General features: G+C 50.1%; 17 protein-coding genes. 10 read left to right on the plus strand and 7 right to left on the minus strand.

The annotated features are described in order from the left end of the window. The first annotated feature begins 15 nt into the window (after positions 1-15). Both CIK88_RS03920 and CIK88_RS03925 read left to right on the plus strand, forming a co-directional pair. A complete protein-coding gene (locus CIK88_RS03920) occupies positions 16-2445 on the plus strand; it encodes a glycoside hydrolase N-terminal domain-containing protein (protein ID WP_094434661.1) in 2430 nt (809 codons plus the stop codon). Then, positions 2427-3305: a helix-turn-helix domain-containing protein gene (locus CIK88_RS03925; protein ID WP_094434663.1), complete on the plus strand. Its 879-nt coding sequence runs from the start codon at positions 2427-2429 to the stop codon at positions 3303-3305. Before CIK88_RS03920 ends, CIK88_RS03925 begins: the two co-directional genes overlap by 19 nt. Before the next feature lie 41 nt (positions 3306-3346). On the opposite strand, the gene CIK88_RS03930 is transcribed toward CIK88_RS03925, so the two are convergent. The 3 genes from CIK88_RS03930 to gpmI all read right to left on the minus strand — a co-directional run bounded on the left by CIK88_RS03930 (position 3347) and on the right by gpmI (position 6716). After that, entirely contained in the window at positions 3347-3940 is a 594-nt protein-coding gene (locus CIK88_RS03930) for a DUF3109 family protein (RefSeq protein WP_094391731.1), read from the minus strand. A 16-nt stretch (positions 3941-3956) separates the two neighbouring features. Beyond that, entirely contained in the window at positions 3957-4622 is a 666-nt protein-coding gene (locus CIK88_RS03935; protein WP_094391730.1) for a uracil-DNA glycosylase, read from the minus strand. A 573-nt stretch (positions 4623-5195) separates the two neighbouring features. After that, entirely contained in the window at positions 5196-6716 is a 1521-nt protein-coding gene (gene gpmI / locus CIK88_RS03940) for a 2,3-bisphosphoglycerate-independent phosphoglycerate mutase (RefSeq protein WP_094391729.1), read from the minus strand. 250 nt (positions 6717-6966) lie between these two features. Here gpmI and CIK88_RS03945 point away from each other — a divergent pair, with 250 nt between their 5' ends. The 7 genes from CIK88_RS03945 to CIK88_RS03975 all read left to right on the plus strand — a co-directional run bounded on the left by CIK88_RS03945 (position 6967) and on the right by CIK88_RS03975 (position 17736). Further along, a complete protein-coding gene (locus tag CIK88_RS03945; RefSeq protein WP_094434665.1) occupies positions 6967-7800 on the plus strand; it encodes a transketolase in 834 nt (277 codons plus the stop codon). 33 nt (positions 7801-7833) lie between these two features. Next, positions 7834-8760: a transketolase family protein gene (locus CIK88_RS03950; protein WP_094434667.1), complete on the plus strand. Its 927-nt coding sequence runs from the start codon at positions 7834-7836 to the stop codon at positions 8758-8760. An 8-nt stretch (positions 8761-8768) separates the two neighbouring features. Beyond that, positions 8769-10250 carry a glycerol kinase GlpK gene (locus CIK88_RS03955; protein ID WP_094434669.1) on the plus strand — a complete coding sequence of 494 codons (1482 nt, stop codon included), beginning with the start codon at positions 8769-8771 and terminating at the stop codon, positions 10248-10250. 27 nt (positions 10251-10277) lie between these two features. After that, the gene (locus CIK88_RS03960; protein ID WP_094434671.1) at positions 10278-11702 is read left to right on the plus strand and encodes an L-fucose/L-arabinose isomerase family protein; all 1425 of its coding nucleotides are present in this window, start codon (positions 10278-10280) and stop codon (positions 11700-11702) included. A gap of 173 nt (positions 11703-11875) precedes the next feature. Then, on the plus strand, positions 11876-14215 hold the full coding sequence (locus CIK88_RS03965) for a glycoside hydrolase family 3 protein (protein ID WP_094434673.1): 2340 nt from the start codon (positions 11876-11878) through the stop codon (positions 14213-14215). Positions 14216-14220: 5 nt separating this feature from the next. Then, the gene (locus CIK88_RS03970) at positions 14221-16107 is read left to right on the plus strand and encodes an alpha-glucuronidase (protein WP_094434675.1); all 1887 of its coding nucleotides are present in this window, start codon (positions 14221-14223) and stop codon (positions 16105-16107) included. Positions 16108-16110: 3 nt separating this feature from the next. Next, a complete protein-coding gene (locus tag CIK88_RS03975) occupies positions 16111-17736 on the plus strand; it encodes a DUF5597 domain-containing protein (protein WP_094434677.1) in 1626 nt (541 codons plus the stop codon). Positions 17737-17859: 123 nt separating this feature from the next. Here CIK88_RS03975 and CIK88_RS03980 read toward each other — a convergent pair whose 3' ends face one another. Genes CIK88_RS03980 through CIK88_RS03990 form a run of 4 tightly spaced genes read right to left on the minus strand, consistent with a single transcriptional unit; the run spans position 17860 to position 20789 of the window. Beyond that, positions 17860-18780 (minus strand): DNA/RNA non-specific endonuclease, encoded by a 921-nt coding sequence (locus tag CIK88_RS03980; RefSeq protein WP_094434679.1) that lies wholly within the window; start codon positions 18778-18780, stop codon positions 17860-17862. 9 nt (positions 18781-18789) lie between these two features. Next, complete coding sequence (locus tag CIK88_RS12765; RefSeq protein ID WP_371591494.1) at positions 18790-19086, minus strand: HAD hydrolase-like protein; 297 nt, start codon at positions 19084-19086, stop codon at positions 18790-18792. After that, the gene (locus CIK88_RS12770; RefSeq protein ID WP_371591496.1) at positions 19046-19438 is read right to left on the minus strand and encodes an HAD hydrolase-like protein; all 393 of its coding nucleotides are present in this window, start codon (positions 19436-19438) and stop codon (positions 19046-19048) included. The genes CIK88_RS12765 and CIK88_RS12770 overlap by 41 nt, the downstream gene beginning before the upstream one ends. 58 nt (positions 19439-19496) lie before the next feature. Then, positions 19497-20789, minus strand: coding sequence for a M18 family aminopeptidase (locus tag CIK88_RS03990; protein ID WP_094391719.1), 1293 nt, complete (start codon positions 20787-20789; stop codon positions 19497-19499). A gap of 313 nt (positions 20790-21102) precedes the next feature. On the opposite strand from CIK88_RS03990, the gene CIK88_RS03995 reads away from it, so the two are divergent. Further along, complete coding sequence (locus CIK88_RS03995; protein ID WP_094434681.1) at positions 21103-22017, plus strand: glutaminase; 915 nt, start codon at positions 21103-21105, stop codon at positions 22015-22017. Positions 22018-22081 lie beyond the last annotated feature (64 nt).

Consider the following 22081-nt stretch of genomic DNA (forward strand, 5'->3'; position numbering starts at 1 on the left):
AATAAGACTGTAAATATGAAAAAAATCCTATTGCTCCTGTCGCTGTTCACAGCCATCAGCACTTCAGCCCAACAACTCCCGATGCGCCTCACCTACAACCGTCCAGCACAATTCTTCGAAGAATCGCTGCCTATCGGTAATGGTAAAATGGGTGCATTAGTATATGGCGGCACCGACGACTGCCTTCTCTATCTCAACGATATCACGCTTTGGACCGGCAGTCCTGTAGATCACAACGAAGGAGCAGGTGCCTCCAAGTGGATTCCCGAAATACGCAAAGCCCTCTTTGCCGAGGATTATCAGCGTGCCGACAGCCTACAGTTGCATGTGGAAGGCCATAACTCAGCCCACTACCAGCCGCTTGCCACGGTTCATCTCTACGATTGGAACGAAGGCAAAGTGAAGCGTTATCAGCGCACACTCGATATCGACCGAGCCGTTGCCTCCGACCGTTTCGACCGTAACGGCGTGACCTTTACGCGCGAATATATCGCATCAAATCCCGACCGCACTATTGCCATCCGACTGACAGCCAGCGAGAAAGGAGCGCTCAACTTCCGTATTGCCCTCGGTTCGCAACTGCCTCATGAGGTGAAAGCCAGTCAGGGCGGACAGCTCACCATGACTGGTCATGCCACTGGCGATGCAAAAGAGAGTGTCCACTTTTGCACCATTGTGCGCCTCTGCGAGACCGATGGCACCGTCACAGCTGACAGTGAGGGTCTGACACTGCGTCACGGCAGCGAAGCAACCATCTATTTTGTCAATGCCACAAGCTACAACGGTCCCCGCAACCACCCCGTCACAGCCGGAGCACCCTATTTGGAAAATGCTGCCGACGATGCTTGGCACACTGCCAACACCAACTACGAACAAGTGCGCAGCGCCCATGTCAGCGACTATCAGCAATACTACAACCGCGTGAAACTCAACCTCGGTGGCGAGCTACCCACCGTCACTACCGATAGCCTGTTGCGGTCACAAGTGCCACAACTGCCTCCCGCCGATGGAAAAACTGCCAATGGAAAACCATTGCCTACACCTCGCGGCAATGCCTATCTCGAAACGCTTTACTTCCAATATGGCCGCTATCTGCTCATCAGCAGTTCGCGCACGCCCGGCATACCTGCCAATCTGCAAGGCCTGTGGACGCCACATTTGTGGTCGCCATGGCGCAGCAACTACACCATGAACATCAATTTGGAGGAAAACTACTGGCCCGCCTTCACCACCAACTTAGCAGAAATGGCGCAACCGCTTGATGCTTTCATACAAGCACTGGCAGAAAACGGCAAGCATACCGCCCACCATTTCTATGGCATAGACCGTGGTTGGTGTGCCTGCCATAATAGTGATTTATGGGCAATGACCAATCCTGTTGGAGAAAACCGCGAGAGTCCGATGTGGAGCTGTTGGAACATGGGTGGTGCATGGCTTGTCAACACCCTGTGGGAGCGTTACCTCTTCACTCGCGACCGCAACTATCTGCGCCAGATTGCCCTGCCACTGATGGAGGGTGCCCACGATTTCTGCGATGCCTGGCTGATAGAAGATCCCAAGCAATCCGGTAAGCACCAACTCATCACAGCGCCTTCTACTTCTCCCGAAAACGAATATATCACCGACCAAGGCTACATGGGTGTGACCTGCTACGGCGGCACAGCCGACCTCGCCATCATACGCGAACTGAAAGTAAACCTCATGGAGGCACTTCGCACCATTGGTGCCAAATCATCGCAACTGTCGGCCATGCAGCGCCGCCTGAACCAGTTGCGCCCCTATACTATCGGTAAGGATGGCGATCTCAACGAGTGGTATTACGACTGGCGCGATAAGGATCCGAAACATCGCCACCAGTCACATCTCATCGGCCTCTATCCCGGCCACCATCTGCAAGATGCCCGTTTGCAGGAAGCATGCCGCCAAACGCTCATCCAGAAGGGTGATGAAACCACAGGTTGGAGCACCGGTTGGCGCATCAACCTATGGGCACGTCTCCACGATGGCGAGCGCGCTTACCGCATCTATCGCAAGCTGCTCACTCCTGTGCGCTCTGAAGAAGACCGCAACTCTACGTTGCCCCATGCTGGCGGCACCTACCCCAACCTGTTCGATGCCCATCCCCCGTTCCAGATTGACGGTAACTTCGGTGGAACAGCCGGTGTTGCCGAGATGCTGGTGCAAAGCAGTTATGAGGGCGGCAAGGCAACCATCGAGTTGCTACCTGCCTTACCTTCCGCTTGGAGCAACGGCAGCGTAAGTGGACTCTGCGCTCGCGGAGGCTACGTTGTGACAATGACCTGGCAGGAAGGGCATCCCACCAAGGTGACTGTCACCGCCAAAGCATCAGGCAAAGTAACATTGGTTTGCGGTCAAGACCAAGCCGTACTGACACTGAAAGTCGGTGAAACAAAAACAGTAACAACATGGAAAAGCGAAAAATAGTAGAAACCAACTTGCAGAATACCAAGCATTGGCAAAACATACATTTCTTCGACGACGACATTGTGTTGAGCGAAGAGATTGCCGAAGCGCCTATTCCGAAAGAGGCTAAGCGCATGAACTTCATCCTGATAGCCCTTTGTCAGGAGGGTCATGCCGTATGTTCTATCGACACCCAAGAGGTCACTGTCAATCCTGGCGACCTCATCATGATTTCCGACCGACATATTGTCGAGCGCTTTGTGCCATCGGCAGACCTCAAAGCGCAGTGTATCATGCTGTCCAAGGATTTCTACTATGAGTTTATGAAAGACATCACCGACATGTCGTCGTTGCTGCTTTTCTCGCTCAACAACCATGTGGTGAGCCTGACTGAATCGGAGATGACCACCTTCAGCAACTACTACAACTTCATCAAGGGCAAGTTGGAGAACAAGGGCCACCATTACCGCAAGAAGTTAGTATCCACCCTTCTGCTTGCCATGTTCTACGATTTGAGCGACTTGGTCTATCACACGCGCAAGCCAACCGAGCACCGTGTGCTGCGCGGCAGCCAACTCTTCACACAGTTTATCCATTTGCTCGAAGCCAATTTCCGCAGCGAACGCCGTGTCAGCTGGTATGCAGAGCAACTCTGCATCACGCCGAAATATCTGTCGGAAGCCATCAAAAAGGTGAGCAAGCGTACGCCTTACGAGTGGATCAACAGTTATGTGACCCGCGAATTGCGCGTGTTGCTGAAGAATACGAATATGAATATCAAGGAGATTGCTGAAGCATTGAACTTTCCCAATCAGTCGTTTCTCGGAAAGTTCTTCAAGGAGCACGTCGGTATGAGTCCCTCGGAATACCGCCGTTCATAGCGACCTGTTCCCTTCAACAAGTGGCATGGGCTACCTGAATGCTATTCGGCAGCCAACAACTGCTGTGCCACTTCACAGAGTTCTTTATACCACGCTTCGCCAAAGCGACGTGTCAACGGGCCTTCGAGGAAACGATAGACAGGAAGTTGCAACTCGTTTCCTTTCTTCACCGCATCTTTACACACTGCCCAGCGGTTGTAGTTCAGTCCTACGAGCCCACTGGAGAATCGTTTCTCGCGAATGGGATAGAGTGCACAACTGATGGGTTTACAGAATTTCGCCTTACCATTGCGATAGGCACGTTCCAGTGCACAGAGGCAACATCCGTTGTCGTAACAAGTAAACACGCAGTCTTTTCCACCAACGATACTCGTCACCAAGTCGCCATCGGGATCGCTGTAAGCCACCCCCTGACGGTCAATTACGGCTTGTGCCGATGCCGAAAGGTCTTCCCAAACGGTATCGAGACTGTCCTCAATAGCCATCACTTCATCGGTAGTGACCGGTGCACCGGCATCACCTTCCACGCAACAGATACCCTTACAGGCATCGAGGTCGCAACAAAAACACTCTGTCAGTATGTCCGACGACACCAGTATGCCGTCAATATCTATAATAGGTGGTATCTTCATCATTTATCTATTTTCGGGTTTACCATACGATAGGTTGCTGTCCATGTTCGGTCAGATAGGCATTGCAACGCGAGAACTGATGTTGTCCGAACCATCCGCCGCGGTTGGCGCTAAGTGGAGAAGGATGGACAGACTCCAATACAAGATTGCGCTGCTTATCTATCATATAAGCCTTGCCGCGTGCAAATCCGCCCCACAACATATAGACCACGCCCTCGCGTTCGGTAGCCAGTGCACGGATGGCAGCGTCGGTAAACTGTTGCCAACCAAAGGCAGCATGGCTGTTGGCTTGGTGCGCACGCACGGTAAGTGTGGCATTGAGCAGCAACACACCCTGTTGTGCCCATCGCGTCAAATCGCCCGAAAAAGGCATATCCGTACCCAAATCATCGTGAATCTCCTTAAAGATATTCTGCAATGAGGGAGGGAAACGCACACCGTCGAGCACCGAGAAGCTCAGTCCATGAGCCTGTCCTGGCTCGTGATACGGATCCTGGCCGAGAATGACCACCTTCACTTTGTCGAACGGACAAAGGTTGAAGGCATTGAATATCAGTCGTCCTGGTGGAAAACATGAATACTGGCTGTACTCCATGCGCACCGTTTGGGTGAGTTGTTGAAAATAGGGTTTGTCAAATTCCGGCTTCAACCGTTGCGCCCATGATGGTTCTATCTCTACGTTCATTGCTTGTTCTGCATTTATGCCCGATAGGTCGTGCGGTTGAATCGTGGTGCTGACAAGATGTCATCCTATCGTTTCAGTCCCTGTTCAGCCCATCGGTCAGGGTGTATATTTCTGGCTGCGAAGTTACGCAAAATATTTCATAATGCCAAATCAGCATCTTTGTTTCTTAGTCTGCCAGCCTCGCTTTTCCGATGCTCGCAACCGCCGTGACGGTCGTCAGTGCGTGGTGTTGATGGGCTTCAATCAGCAACTTTTCTGTTGCTGAAAATTCGCTAATATACAAGCTTTTATTTCGCAGCATGAAAAGACAGCGATTTTTCATGGTCTGAAGATATGATATAAATCACTCTCCTACTGCATTTTACAACATCAAAAACGTCATACAGATCAGCAAATCAATTTACTTTGCTCAGCAAATCAATTTGAATTGCTCAGCAAATCAATTTGTTTTCCTCAGCAAATCAATTTACTTTGCAGAGCGATGTGGCTTTCAAATGGATCATCTATAAAAGGCAAAGAGCACAAAACCCATAGGGCTTTGCACTCTTCGGAATGTTTTATACTTGATATAGATTAGTCTTCTATCAGGTTTTCACCCGTCATATCGGCAGGCTTCTCCAGTCCCATAATGTGGAGGATAGATGGAGCAACGTCAGCCAGACGACCGTCTTTCACGGTAGCGCTGTTGTTGTTGGTCACATAGATGAATGGAACGGGATTGAGTGAGTGTGCTGTGTTTGGTGTGCCATCGGGGTTGATAGCATTGTCAGCATTACCATGGTCGGCAATAATGATAGCCTCGTAGTCGTTGGCTTTAGCAGCCTCAATCACGTCTTTCACGCAGTGGTCAACAGCCCATACCGCCTTAGCGATAGCGTTGTAAACACCGGTATGACCCACCATGTCGCCATTGGCGAAGTTTACCACGATGAAATCATACTTGTTTTCATTGATGGCTGCCACCAATTTATCCTTCACCTCGTAGGCACTCATCTCTGGCTTGAGGTCGTAAGTAGCCACTTTAGGAGATGGCACGAGTATGCGGTCCTCACCTTCGTAAGGTTGCTCGCGTCCGCCGTTAAAGAAGAATGTCACGTGTGCATACTTCTCTGTCTCTGCAGTGTGCAACTGTTTCTTACCTTGGCGAGAGAGATATTCGCCGAGTGTATCTTCCACATTCTCTTTAGGGAAGAGGATGTGTACACCCTGGAACGATGCATCGTATGGAGTCATGCAGTAGTATTGCAGATTCTTCACGGTCTGCATACCCTGTTCGGGCATATCCTGCTGGGTGAGCACAACGGTAAGTTCCTTAGCGCGGTCGTTGCGGAAGTTGATGAAGATAACCACATCGCCCTCTTCAATCACACCGTTGACGCTACTGTTGTGGATAGGTTTGATAAATTCGTCGGTCACGCCCTCATCGTATGACTCCTGCATGGCAGCCACCATGTCAGCCGACTGTTTGCCTTCGCCCTTCACAATCAGGTCGTAAGCCTCTTTCACACGTTCCCAACGCTTGTCACGGTCCATGGCATAGAAGCGTCCCACGATGTCGGCAATGGCAGCATCATTGTCTGCACACACCTTGGTGAGCTGCTCAATGAATCCCTTACCGCTCTTCGGGTCGGTATCGCGACCATCCATAAAGCAGTGGATGAAGGTCTGATTCTTCAGTCCGTATGCTTTTCCCACTTCGATGAGTTTAAACAAATGATCGAGGCTTGAGTGTACGCCGCCATTTGATGTCAATCCCATGAGGTGGAGCTTTTTACCGTTTTCCTTGGCATAGGTATAAGCTGCCTTTACCTGTGCGTTGTCCATGATAGAGCCATCTTTGCATGCACGGTTAATCTTTACGAGGTCTTGATATACCACGCGTCCTGCTCCGATATTGAGGTGTCCCACCTCAGAGTTACCCATTTGTCCGTCGGGCAGACCTACATCTTCGCCTGAAGCAGCGAGTTGTGAGTGTGCCGAAACGGCTGTCAGATAGTCAAGATACGGTGTTGGTGTGTTGTAGATTACGTCACCTTTACCATGTTTGCCGATTCCCCATCCGTCGAGAATCATCAATAATGCTTTCTTTGCCATAATATTATCTGTTTTCTTATACCTTATTTATATAGACTGCAAAGGTACGAATAAGCGAGAGAAATACAAAGAAAAAATTCGATTTTTCTTTTATTTCCGAGCGAGAGTACCATTGAAGCAACACGCTAAATGTTACATATAAGGCTTGAAGATGCCCCTAACACATCGTTTTTGTCGTTTTTCCCCCTTCAAGTGATTACATTTCGTCCTTTCGTGCATCATTATATAAAGCAACTACTAAGACAATATTATGGATACAAAACAACTGCAACTCATCGCCGAGCAAAACCGCAAACGACTCGTCGAGGTGGTGTATGCCGCCAAAGCGGGACATATTGGAGGCGACCTGTCATGCCTCAACGTGATGACGGCACTCTATTTCCATGTCATGAACGGACTCAATCCAAAAGATCCGAAAGCACCCCTACGCGACAGATTCATACTCAGCAAGGGGCATTGCGTGGAATCACTTTATGTCACGCTGGAGGCTAAAGGCTATCTGAAACCCGAAGTTCTCGACACCTTAGGACAATTCGGTTCCATTCTCAGTGGTCACCCCACCATCGAAGTACCAGGTATCGAGGTCAACTCAGGAGCACTCGGCCATGGACTGTCCATCGGCGTGGGCATGGCTATCGCTGCAAAAATGGACCAACAGCCATGGCGCACCTATGTCATGATGGGCGATGGTGAACAGGGCGAAGGGTCTATCTACGAGGCGGCAATGGCTGCCAATCGCTATCATCTCGACAATCTCGTGGCAATCATAGACCGCAATCACCTGCAGATCAGTGGCAACACAGAGGATGTAATGCCTATCGACAATATCCACGACAGATGGACTGCCTTCGGTTGGGACGTCATTTTGATGAACGGTGACAGTATGGATGACATCATACGCACCTTCGACAACATCGACTATAACAACGGAAAGCCTCATCTCCTCGTATCAGACACTACGAAAGGTAAGGGGGTCAGCTTCATGGAGGGCATTGCCAAATGGCACCACGGCGTGCTCAATGCCGAACAGTGTGAGGCTGCTGTGGCTGAAATACAACAGCGTATAGACGCCCTCAAGAGTTGATTTCTATATAATTAACGCATTAAACCATCAGATATGATTGCTTGCAGAAAGATGTTTACCGATACGTTGCTCGAACTGGCACGTAAGGACAAAGATATTATAGCCGTTACCACCGATGCACGTGGTTCGGTCACACTGGGCGACTATGCTACCGCATTGCCCCAACAGTTTGTGGAATGTGGCATCGCCGAACAGGATGCCGTGGGTATTTCGGCTGGACTTGCACACAGTGGAAAGAAGGTATTCTGCTGCGGACCGGCATGCTTCTATGTGGCACGATCACTCGAACAGGTGAAAGTGGATTTGGCGTATAGCGAGAATCCTGTGACCATTCTCGGTGTTAGCGGCGGCGTGGCATACGGTGCACTCGGTGCTACCCACCATTCGCTCCACGATATTGCCGTGTTGCGCACATTCCCTGGCATGACCATTTGTCTGCCCAGCGACTGGCGAGTGACTCGCAAACTGGTCAACACACTGGTCGATTTCCAACAACCGTGTTATGTACGGGTGGGACGTGCGGCTGTGCCCGACGTCTATGCCAACGATAATTTCGATTTTGAAGTGGGCAAAGCCATCACCGTACTCGATGGTTCCGATCTCACCATCATAGCCACTGGCGAAACTGTCTATCATGCCTGGCAGGCTGGACTGCAACTCAAAGCACAGGGCATCAGCGCCCGTGTGCTCGATTGCTCATGGCTGAAACCATTCGACGAAGCTGCCATTCGACGCGCAGCTGCAGAGACTGGACGCATCATCACCGTTGAAGAACACAGCCAATATGGTGGATTGGGTGCCATGGTCTGCGAAACATTATCAGAAAATCCTGTTCCGGTGCGCATCATCGGCATTCCCGACGAGAACGTAGTACACGGTTCCAACACCGAAATATTCCATCACTACGGACTCGATGCCGCAGGCATAGTGAAGAAAACTCTCGATTTCATCCGTAAATAACAACCATCATGAGCCAGCGTATCATAGCCATCGACCAAAGCACTTCATCGACCAAAGCACTGCTGTTCGACGATCAGTGCCGACTGTTGGCACGCACCAACGTGGATCACCAACAGTACTATCCACAGACAGGATGGGTGGAACACGATGCCGAAGAAATATACCGCAACATGGTAGAGGCTATCCACCAACTGGTGGGTGACGAGGCAAAGACCGGCCAACACACCTACTCTATTGCTATTACCAATCAGCGAGAGACGGCTGTGGTATGGAATAAAACGACCGGACACCCCATCGCCAATGCCGTAGTATGGCAGGACACACGCGGTATAGACTGTTGCAACGACCTGCGCCAACGGGGCATGACCGAGATGGTGATGCAACGCAGCGGACTACTCATCGATCCAAACTTCTCGGCAAGTGGTGTGAAATGGTTGCTCGACCATATCGACGGGGCTCGGCAACAAGCCGAAGCGGGACTCTTGCTGATGGGCACCATCGACACATGGCTCGTGTGGCGGCTCACCCAAGGCAAGGTATTTGCCACCGATCATACTAACGCATCACGCACCATGCTATTCAATATCCATACCATGGACTGGGACGACGAACTGCTCCGACTGTTCAATATTCCACGATCAATGATGGCGGAGGTGCGCCCATGCGATGCTTGTTATGGCGAAACAACCGTGGAAGGCATCTTCACTGCACCCATCAAGATTGCAGGAGTACTCGGCGACTCTCACGGTGCACTGGTGGGACAGATGTGTTTCAATACCGGACAGGGAAAAGTGACCTATGGCACAGGGTCGAGCGTGATGGTCAACATCGGAGAAAATCCGTTGCCGGCACCACAAGGACTCGTCACCAGTGTGGCATTCACAGCATTGGGACGCACCTTCTATGGCTACGAGGGAAACATTTACAGCACAGGAGCCACACTCAAATGGATGGCTGACCAACTGCAACTCGTAGATCATCCGGCTGAAATGGAAGCCATCGCCACATCGGTAGATAATAACGGTGGAGTCTATATCGTACCGGCTTTTGCAGGTTTGGGCGCTCCATGGTGGAACAGCCAAGTGAAAGGTGCGGTCTTCGGACTGACCTTTGCTGCCACAAAAGCCCATGTGGTGAGGGCAGCACTTGAGTCTATTGCCTATCAAGTGAAGGACTTGGCTGACGTTATGGCACAAGCCACGGGGGGCGCACTCACTGAGATATGTGCCGATGGTGGACCTACGAGAAACGCTTTCCTCATGCAGTTTCAAGCCGATATGCTGCGAACTCCCATCGTTTGCACCGAGGTGGAAGATGCTTCGGCACTGGGAGCTGTAGTGATGAATGGGTTTGCACGCCAACTGTGGAACAGTTTCGACAAGGTCGCATCACTACGAAAAGTGACGCGCACGGTATTGCCTCACCACACAACAGAACACGACAGACTCTATGGCGAATGGCGAAAGGCTGTCGGACAACTCTGCAAATAAGAATTACTAAACTAAAACCACTACTATATGAGAAATGGAAAAACATGCTTTGGAGTGATTATTGGCACACGAGCATACTTCAATTCAGAACTGGCACGCGATGTTCGCAAACAATTACTGGCTACTCTCGATGCCAATGGTTATGAATATGTCATCCTTCCAGAGGATGCTACACCCACAGGAAGCAGTAGCATTGAAACACGCGAAGACGGTCTGAAGGTGTCAAAACAGTTTCGCGAACACCGCGACGAGATAGATGGTATCATCGTTTCACTGCCAAACTTCGGTTTTGAAATCGGTATCATCAATGCCATCAGCGATGCTGATCTCAACGTGCCCGTCATGGTTCAAGCCTGCGACGATGATAACGATAAAGTGGATTTGGATAGCAGACGCGATGCGTTCTGCGGTAAAATATCGGTTTGCAACAACCTCTATCAGTATGGCATCCCCTTTACCGACACCTCGCTGCATACTTATTCCATCTACAGTCCACTACTCTTACAGGACATCAACCGCTTTGCTGCCATCTGCCGCGTGGTCAACGGACTGCGACACTGCCGTATCGGACAGATTGGTACACGTCCCTTAGGATTCAATACATGCCGCGCCAGTGAGAAACTCCTACAGCGTTCAGGCATTACCGTAGTGCCTGCCGACCTCTCGGAAATTCTCTTTGCGGCACAACGCATCAGCGATGACAACCCGAAATTCAAAGCCATGTGCGACCGCATACGCCACTATGCTGAAGTGCCTGAGGCTTACAACAGCAAACTGGCACTGCAAGTGAAGTTTGGAGTGGCAGTGGAAAACTGGATTGCTGACAACGATGTGCAGGCTGTTGCCATTCAGTGTTGGGATTCGCTGGAGCAGAATTATGGTTGTGCAGCGTGCGTCACCATGTCAATGCTCAGCGACAGACTCATTCCTGCGGCTTGCGAAACAGACTTGGCTGGCGCTGTATCGATGTATGCACTCAGTCTGGCATCAGGACAAGCTCCTGCCCTGCTCGACTGGAACAACAATTTTGCCGACGACCGCAATAAGTGTGTATGTACCCACTGCGGTAACTTCCCACGCTCGTTTATCGGCAACGACCAACTCCGGCTCGGTCCTCTCGGTGTGCTCGGACGCACCTTGGGCAAGATCAACACCTTTGGTGCGGTCTATGCGAAAGTGTCGAAGGGCGACTTCACCTTTTTCCGACTTTCCACCGACGATACCAAGGGCTGCATCAAAACCTATCTGGGCAAGGGCGAACTGACCGACGATCCCTACGGAATGGACGGTTGCATCGCTGTAACAAAGGTAGATAACCTGCAAAAACTGATGAAATACATCTGCAAAAACGGTTTCGAACACCACGTTGCCATGTGTCGCACCGATGTTGTTGATATTCTGCAAGAGGCCATCGAGACCTATCTCGGATGGAACATCTACGTCCACGAATAAGAGAGACATACGGGAACCTCCTACCATACATCATGTCCGCAGCATCCCTGCGGACATTTTATTTTTTAGGGAAACACTATCGGAAATTTGCGAATATGACAGAAATATCGTAATTTTGTAGGCAATATACAACTACAACAATTACGATAATAACCAAAATTCCAATAACATCTATGAAGAAAAGAACACTGATGACAGGTATTGCAATTGCCATGACGGCTGCATCAATGACGGCGCAGCCCAAACTAACTGCTGACAACATCGACGAAATCGTTAAAGCCATGACGTTGGAAGAAAAGGCACAACTGCTGGTAGGCGGCGGCAACGACGGCTTCGTGGGTAGTGGTGCCATGTTGGGACACCAGAAGAAATTCGTACCTGGAGCGGCTGGTTACACCGTAGCCATACCACGACTGGGCATTCCATCGACAGTACAATGCGACGGTCCTGCCGGCGTACATATCGATGCACACCGTGAGGGCGATAGTAAAAACTATTTCGCTACGGGATTCCCCATCGGCACTTGTCTCGCTTCCACATGGAATACCGACCTCGTAGAACAGGTGGGACAAGCCATCGGCAACGAGACTCTGGAATACGGATGTGATGTGATTCTGGGTCCTGGCCTCAACCTTCACCGCAATCCGCTATGCGGACGCAACTTCGAATACTATTCAGAAGATCCTATCGTGACGGGACTCATCGGTACTGCCTTCGTCAAAGGTGTGCAGAGTCAGGGCGTTGGTGTCAGTGCAAAGCACTATGTTGCCAACTCACAAGAAACTGACCGCACCCGTGTGGATGAGCGCGTCAGCCCACGTGCACTGCGAGAACTCTATCTGAAAGGATTTGAGATGGTGGTGCGCCGCAGCAATCCTTGGACCATCATGTCGGCTTACAACAAAGTGAATGGACACTATGCACAAGGCAGCAAAGACCTCCTTACCAAGGTGCTCCGCGAGGATTGGGGCTATAAAGGTATTGTAGAAACCGACTGGATTGGCAAGCGCAAAGACCTTCCCGTAGAAACAGAGGTGGCTGCCGGCAACGATTTGATGATGCCGGGATTCCCTGCTCAGGTGGAAGATATCGTGGCTGCGGTGAAAGCTGGACGTCTCGATGTGGCTGATGTAGATCGCAATGTACGCCGCATGCTGGAGTATATCGTGAAAACACCACGCTTCAAAGGTTATAAATTCAGTAGCGAACCCGATCTCAAAGCTCATGCTGCCATCACCAGACAAAGTAGCACTGAGGGTATGGTACTGCTGAAAAACGACAATACACTGCCTATACGTTCGCTGAAAACAGTAGCGCTGTTTGGTGTCAGCTCCTACAACTTCATGTCGGGTGGTCTCGGTAGCGGCTGTGTCAACGTAGGATATTCTGTCGATATGGTAACAGGACTGAAGAATATCGGCGTCAACACCACTCCACAACTGACGGAGATTTACCAGAGCTATGTGAAGTATGCCAAGGCAAAACTTGAAGCTGACAAGAATCCGATGATGTGGTTCCTCAATCAGGGACAGCCCAAATACGATGAAATAGAGATTACTGAGCGTTGTGTAGCCCATGAAGAACCATTGGCTGACGCGGCTATTATCACCATCGGACGCCAAGCTGGCGAGGGAATGGACCGCAACATCAACGGCGAGTTTAATCTCACCAAGGACGAGCAAGACATGATTTTCCGCGTTTCAGATGCTTTCCACGCTAAAAACAAAAAGGTTATTGTCATCATCAACTCTGGTTCGGTCATGGAAACTGCCAGTTGGCGCGACCGTGTAGATGCCATTCTCGTGGCTTGGCAACCGGGTATTGAGGGTGGAAACTCTGTGGCTGACATTCTTACAGGTAAGGTAAATCCTTCTGGACGCCTCACCATGACATGGCCCATCGCTGCCACCGACCATCCTTCAACTGCCAATTTCCCACAAGACTACGATATGTACACCTATAAAAATATGGAGGGAAGTGGTCATGTGAAGAATGTGGATTACACTAACCACGAGGAAGATATCTACGTAGGTTACCGCTATTTCGACACATTCAACAAGCGGGTGGCTTATCCTTTCGGTTTCGGTCTGAGCTACACCACCTTCGAACTCACCAAACCGGTAGTGAAACTCAACGGCAACACCATCAATGTGAGCATCAATGTGAAAAACACGGGTGACGTTGCTGGTAAGCAGGTGGCTCAGGTCTATGTGAAAGCACCTAAAGGCAACTATGAGAAACCAACTCGCGAGTTGAAGGCTTTCGGCAAAACCAAAGAGTTGAAGCCAGGCGAGAGTCAGACCCTCACCATGCAAATTGACAAGCGCGACTTGGCAAGCTACGATGAAGCTGGATGCCAATGGAAAGTTGATGCTGGCGTTTATACCTTCCAAATCGGTACTGATGTAGAGACCATCAAGGCTTCTGCCACATTGAAACTCACAGAATATACTGAGAAAACAACCGATGCTCTGCCACTGCAACAACCCATGAACCTGTTGAAACAACAATAAAGCAAATGAAAAAAAAACTATTCACACTACTTACTCTGACCGTCTTCACCCTATCTTCATGGGCTGAAGACGGCCATCGTTTATGGTTGCCGGCACAGAAAAGCCAAACAGCACACGTGAGCACCAATGCACAATCGGCAACGATAGACTTGGCAAAACAAGAACTTACCGACTATTTCGCTGGTACAAAGGCAACATTACTCATCGACCCTGCCCTTACAGACGACGAGGGTTTTACCATCAATGGCAATGAAGACAGCGTCGTGGTACGTGCCCGACGCGACATCGGTCTGCTCTATGGCGCTTACGACGTACTGCGTCGTCAAGCCACACAAGGCAACATGAACCACGTGGAACAGCACCCAAGGTTTCGTTTGAGAATGCTCAACCACTGGGACAATCTTGACGGAAGCATCGAACGTGGCTATGCAGGAGAGAGTATCTTCGAGTGGTTCCACCTCGATGAAGCATTGCTTCATCAGTATGCACGCGCCAATGCCTCTATCGGCATCAATGGTTCGGTGCTCAACAATGTCAACGCTTCGCCTAAGATGCTGACGCGTGAATACCTCGACGAGGTCAGAAAGATTGCCGATCTGTTGCGCCCTTACGGCATTCGCGTCTATCTCTCTATCAATTTCGCCACACCAATGGCACTTGGCGATACACGCACCGCTGATCCAAAAAACAAGCGTGTGCGTCAATGGTGGAAGCGAAAGGCAAAGGAAATCTACAGTATCATCCCCGACTTCGGCGGTTTCTTGGTGAAAGCCAATAGTGAAGGACAACCCGGACCGGGCGACTATCATCGCACACATGCCGAAGGTGCCAATATGTTGGCTGATGCTTTAGCACCTTTCAACGGTACCGTCATCTGGCGTTGCTTCGTCTATGGCGCTAACCATAAAGGGGAAGACCGCGTAAAACAGGCGGTGTCGGAGTTTAAACCGCTCGACGGTAAGTTCCGCGAAAACGTCATTCTGCAAACCAAAAACGGTCCGCTCGACTTCCAACCACGTGAACCTTACAGTCCTGTATTCGATCAGATTAGCGAGACGCCCAATATGGCTGAACTGCAAATCACACAGGAATACACTGGTCAGTCACACCATCTGGTCTATCTCGGTCCTATGTGGAAAGAGTTTTTCCAGTATGTGGAACCCGAATGGCTGGCGGGCATTTCAGGCGTAGCCAATATCGGCAAGGACCGCAACTGGTGTGGTCACCATTTCTCGCAAGCCAACTGGTATGCCTTCGGACGTTTGGCATGGGATCCATCACTATCGTCTGAGGATATTGCCAAAGAATGGTTGGGACAAACTTTCAGTACCGATGAGAATTTCGTCTATATGATGTCAACCATCATGGAAGAGAGTCGTGAGACCTGTGTCGATTACATGATGCCATTGGGCTTACACCATATCTTCAAGTTCGACCACCATTATGGTCCAGAACCCGATGGCTTCAAGGCTGAATATCCATTGGAATGGTGCCCGGTATATTATCATCAGGCTGACGCCAACGGCATTGGTTTCGACCGTTCGTCTAAGGGTACCGATGCTGTGAGCCAGTATCGCGAACCCTATGCGTCGATGTACGATAAGTTGGAGACCTGTCCGGAGAATCTCCTGCTGTGGTTCCATCATGTGCCTTGGACTTATCAAATGAAAGACGGAAGCACCCTGTGGGAGTCGCTGCAGTATCACTACAACCAAGGTGTCATCAACGTAGAGACCTATCATAACATCTGGCACAACAAGATGCGCCATTATGTTGATGAACAGCGATGGCGCGAAGTGGATGATCGCTTGGAAGATCAGGTGCAGAATGCACGTGAATGGCGCGATGTTTGCTTGAAGTATTTCGGTGGATTCGCAAATAAAAAACAATAGTATATGAAGATTCCACTCTCCTTTATATTATTCTTATGTCTGCTGTCGCCCGTTCATGCACAGCAGAAAAACGATTTCTTCATGCTCGGCGGAGAGCTCAGCAACTCGGCAACCACATCGGTTGCCGACATAGACAAGGTCATGCCTCGCATGAAAGCCCTTGGACTGAACACCGTACTGGCGCCCATCTACTGGGAATTTCTTGAACCACAAGAGGGAAAGTTCGACTTTACACTCTTGGACCGCACTATCGACCAAGCACGTGAGAATCAGTTGCAACTCGTATTATTGTGGTTTGGAGCATGGAAAAACTCCATGTCGTGTTACGCACCACTATGGTTCAAAGAAGACACCAAACGTTTCCCTCGCGCCACAACAGCCGATGGCAAACCATTGGAAATTGCCAGTTGCTTCTCCGAAGAGGTGTTCCAAGCAGACCGCCGTGCCTTCGAAGCACTGCTCAAACGAGTGGAAGAACAAGGTAAGGATGTGGTCATCATGATTCAAGTGGAGAATGAAATAGGTATGTTGGAAGATGCTCGCGACCATGCACCATTGGCAGAACGCGAATGGCAAAAGCCTGTGCCCGACGAATTGATAAGTTATCTGAAGAAACACCAGAAGTCGCTCCACCCTTGGTTGACGAATCGTCTCAACCTCAAGGAACGCACATGGAATGGCATGTTTGGCACCGATGTCTATGCCGACGAGGTCTTTATGGCTTACAACTATGCGAAATATGTAGGCAGACTGTGTGAGGCTGGCAGAAAAATTACACAGCTTCCGTTCTATGTCAATGCTGCCATGAACAGCCGAGGACGTCTGCCGGGACAATATCCTTCGGCAGGACCGCTCGCCCACCTCATCGACCTCTGGCATGCTGGAGCTCCACAACTGTTGTTGCTGGCTCCCGACATCTACGACACGGGCTTCAAGGGTTGGGCAAGTCAATATGCGCTTGCCAACAATCGTCTGTTTATTCCCGAAACGCGTTGCTGCGCCAACAGTGGTGTGCGTGCCATGTATGCCTTCGGCGAACATCAGGCATTGGGATTTTCACCCTTTGCCATCGACCAAGCCAGTAAGGCAGAAACCAATGGCATCAGCAAGTCGTACGACCTCTTACGCCAGTTGCGCCCCTTGATGAACAAACCTTCGTGGGGACTGCTCTTCGACCAAGAGGACAAAGAGCGCATCATCAACGATAAAGGCACGATGATTACCGCGCGCCATTACTACACCTTACCTTGGGACGCTCGTGCCACCGATGGTTCAACATGGCCCGAAGGTGGTGCTATGATCATCCGTTTGGCAGCCAACGAATATCTGTTGGCGGGTTCTGGCATCGTCGTGAGCTTTGCCACCGAATACGAGAAGAACCGCGAAGAACACAAAACGCTGGGTGAAGATGGTTTTGCCTTGGCTGGTCAACAGACCGCCAAACAACAAAAAGGTCGTTTCACTGGCAAGCGCAAAGGTATCGGTTTTGTGGATGAGGTAACTATTGCTTCCGATGGAAGCCTACAGTTCTTGCGTCGCCACAATGGCGACCAAGACCATCAGGGCCGTCACGCTCGCATCTCGTGCGACGATTGGAAGATTCTCCACATCCGTCTTTACGACTACTAATCGCCAATCGTTAACATCACATCTCGATAATAAAGCAGCGAAGGCAAAGTGAAAATTCAATTTCACTATGCTTTCGCTGCTCTATAATATCTATATGGCATTCAACTTATCCACGCGAATAAGTTATTGCCAATCGGCTTGCGTTCCCCATGCCGCCTCTATTTTGTTTTCTATCGAATCAGGCAATTCATAGAAGAAATCATGGCCTGTCAACGCTTCAACTTGATCTACCGAACAAGCATAGCGAAACATACTTCCCTTGCAATCACTGTTAGGAACAACAAAGCCGATGGCTTGCCATTTACCGTTGCGCTGCATACAAACCACCTTGAAGAATCGTTCCGGAACAGCCACACCGTTTCTACCGATGCGCTCTGGACGTTTGCCCATGATAGGACCTGTACAGATAAAAATCTCAGTCTCTTTTGCCAACTGCCTGCATTTGCGCTCCACATGTTCCCATACACCACCATTCATGGCTTGCACCTGCGGACACACATTACTCAGATAAAAGCTCTCGTTCATCGCCCGCTCACTCCATTTCATATCGGCAGCAGGAGCCATGTGACCACGACTATACCCAGAATGCGTATAGTCACTATGTTCTGCCGAACGACCCTTCACCTGTGGGTCGGGTTCAAACTGGCGTTTAGGACGTTTCACGCTACCAGTCACCTTCCTTGGATTCAGACTATACGCCACCCAGTTGGGGATAAGCCAATCCGAGTTCCAACAAGTCAAATAGCCAAAGTGACGTATCTCCTGCGCCTTCACTCCCTTGGCAGTACGCGTCAGGGTATATGTAAGTTCCTCCCTTGACATAGCCCTTTGCTTGTCAGGAGGCAGAGAAGCCATCGTAGCTTTCAGCGCTTTACGCTCTTGATGCAGATTACCTCCCATAAGTGGGCGGCTGGCAGAGCGCGGTTGTTGGTCACTACCGGGCAGTCGCTTGATACAAGATGACCACGACATTGCCGTCAGCAGCATGATTGTCACCGTCACCGCCATCAGCCTCATTCCATGATTATTCTTTGTCTTCATCATTGTTGGAGTTTAAAGGTATTGCAGCATTTCGTCATACGATTCGCAGATATAATCGGCACCGGCTTGCTCCATCTCAGGACGATCACCATAACCAAAGAGCACACCCATGGAATCGAGTCCACAGACCTTCGCCCCTTCAATATCGAAACGGCGGTCGCCTATCATCAACACCTCATGGAGGTTGGTAATCTGCAACTGTTTCAGTCCGTCATTGATCACGTCCGCCTTGGTGTGGAGCAGTCCTTCGTCATCTCTGCCAAACACATCATCGATATAAGGAGATAGTTCTGGAAAGATCTCCTTCACGACGATATCCGCGCATCTTACTCGTGGCAATAGCGGTGGTATAACCCCTGCGTTTCACTTCACGCAGGAAATCGAGCACGCCGGGATAGAGTTCCTCTTCATACATACCGATGGCAGCATGGCGTTCGCGATAGACCTCGACGGCCTCAGCAGCCTGTTCTGGAGTGAAGCCGTAGAAATCTATAAACGAGTCTTCGAGTGGCGGACCCACAAAGGGTCGCAACGTACGGTAGTCGGCAACCTCAATGCCGAAATGGTTGAGTGCATGTTCGGCACTGCGCATAATACCTTCGCCACTATCCACCAAGGTTCCGTCAAGGTCGAATAGCAGCGTGGTGTATTGTTGTTTCATCTTTTAGTGTATCGTTGTCGTTGATGGTGTGAAAGGGTTGTTCGTTCGGTCTGAGATATTATTCCATACCATAGAACGCAGTGAAAGCCTTCACACAGTATTCATGGTCGGCAACACTTCCGGTCTCCCTGCAACTGTGCATAGCGAGGATGGCATTGCCCATATCCACTCCCTTCACAGGAATGCTCGATGCCAGGATATTGCCGAGCGTGCTTCCTCCTGCCACATCGCTATGGTTCACAAAGCGTTGGCAAGGCACTCCTGCCTCCTGACAGATGCTGGCGAAGATAGAAGCCGACACCGCATCGCTGGCATATTTCTGCGCTGCATTAAACTTAATGACGGGACCACCGCCCAGTTTAGGATGATTGGTGGGGTCGAATTTCTCACTGTAGTTAGGATGCCAAGCATGTGCATTATCTGCAGAAATCATAAACGCACGCTCCACTGCCTGGTAGTATGCTTCCTCGCTACCGCTTTGTGCCAGGGCAATGCGCTTCAACATATAAGATAGGAACGGACTGCCCGCACCCTGTTTGGTCTGCGATCCCGTCTCTTCGTTGTCGAAGATGGCAAGTACCTGCGTGGTCGTGGTGGGTTGTGATGCCAGCAAAGCCTCAAGGCCGGCATAACACATCGACAGGTCGTCGAGCCTGCCAGAGGAGATAAACTCATCGTGTGCACCGAAAGTGCAGGCAGGTGTGGTGTCAGCCAGATAGAGGTCGAAGTCGAGAATATCGCTGGCTTTCACTCCGTCGAGTGCTTCCACAATGATATTCATCAGCAGATTGCCACGTTCCAACTCATTGTTGATGATGCCAAGGATAGGCAGCACATCTTTCTGTTTGCTCAGTTTCACACCGTCGTTCACCTGTCTGTTGAAGTGGATGGCGAGATTACTAATCTGCAACAGAGGCCGTTTGATATGCAAAAGCCGAGTCTGTGGGTGCATCGCATCCTCACCTTTCACTATCACGCGACCCGCAAGAGTCAGCGGACGGTCAAACCATGTGGACATGATAGGTCCACCATACACCTCAGTATTGAGTTTCACGATACCGCCTTCACAGTCCATCTCAGCATTCGGTTTGATGCGGAAGGTCGGTGAATCGCTATGCGCACAAATCATGTGGAAGCCCCGATCAGCCATCGGCATACTCCCGATTTGGAAGGCAAAGACCGCAGAATCGTTCTTAGTGACATAGAATCTGTCGCCAGCCACCAGTTTCCCCAGTGGTTTCTTAGGATTGATACGGCGGAAGCCATGACGTTCGAGTTCATCAGCAATGTTCTTCACTGCCAGAAAATTCACTGGCGAAGCATCGAGAAAGGATAATAGTCGTTGAATCATAATACTTCGTTTTTTTAGTTTATGTCACAAAATTACAAATAAAATCTGTAATGTCACACATCTCTCGCGAAATTCTTTCGTTCATCAGTCATCATACACGGAACCGAAATCCACAGAGCATACAGATTTGTACAGATTTCCCATATTTTCTATATATCCGTAGTTTCATAATTCCAAAAATCCGTTTAGATTCTGTTTAAATTCCGATGATAAAAACCTCTCCGATGGCGAAAAAACAGCAATACTGTTTTGAGGATTGAAAAAAAATGTTTAGCTTTGCAATTGCAAGGCTCACCAACAACCGAAAAGAACTATGGACTATCAGCCTATATTAGACAAAATAAGGAAGGAAATAGAGGTATATGCACACGAAGGAAAACAAGCCGACTACATCCCGGCACTGGCTCGTGTCAACCCCGACCAGTTTGGCTTATGCCTCAACACGCTCGATGGTAAGACCTACCGCTTAGGAGACTCCGCCACGAAGTTCTCTATACAAAGTATCTCGAAAGTATTCTCCCTCGCCATTGCCCTGAGCATCATGGGTAAAGACCTATGGCAGCGCATGGCGAAAGAACCTTCTGGGTCTGCCTTCAACTCATTGGTGCAGTTGGAGTATGAGCACGGCATTCCTCGCAACCCCTTCATCAATGCAGGAGCTCTGGTCTCTGCCGATGTGTTGCTCTCCAATCTTGACGATCCCGAAGCATTCTACCTGAATTTCGTGCGCACCATCAGCGGCAACCCCACCATCGACTATTCCGACGAGGTGGCGCAGTCAGAGCAGAGTTGCAGTTACCTCAATGCCTCGATAGCCTACCTGTTGAAGCATCACGGCAATCTGCACAACGATGTCAACCAAGTGTTGCACCTCTATTGCAGGATGTGTTCGTTGGAGATGAGTTGTGAGGATCTCTCACGCGCCTTCATGACATTTGCCAAGAGCAACGAACCCTTCTCCCATGCAGGTGTCAATCTCACCATATCGAGAGTGAAGCGCATCAATGCCATCATGCAAACCTGTGGTTTCTATGACGAGGCTGGCGAGTTCTCCTTTCTGGTCGGTTTACCTGGCAAGAGTGGTGTTGGCGGAGGCATTGTTGCCATCTATCCTTCCCGCTATTCCATTGCCGTATGGAGTCCGCGCCTCAACGCCAAAGGAAATTCTATTATGGGCATGAAAGCTCTCGAACTCTTCACCTCGGAAACCGAGGAATCTATATTCTAACCCCAATCGATCATTGGGACTGAATAGGTAGGTACATAGGAGGGAATGACAAGATACAAACAAC

This window comes from Prevotella sp. P5-50, assembly GCF_002251295.1.
In the GTDB taxonomy this organism is placed as follows: domain Bacteria; phylum Bacteroidota; class Bacteroidia; order Bacteroidales; family Bacteroidaceae; genus Prevotella.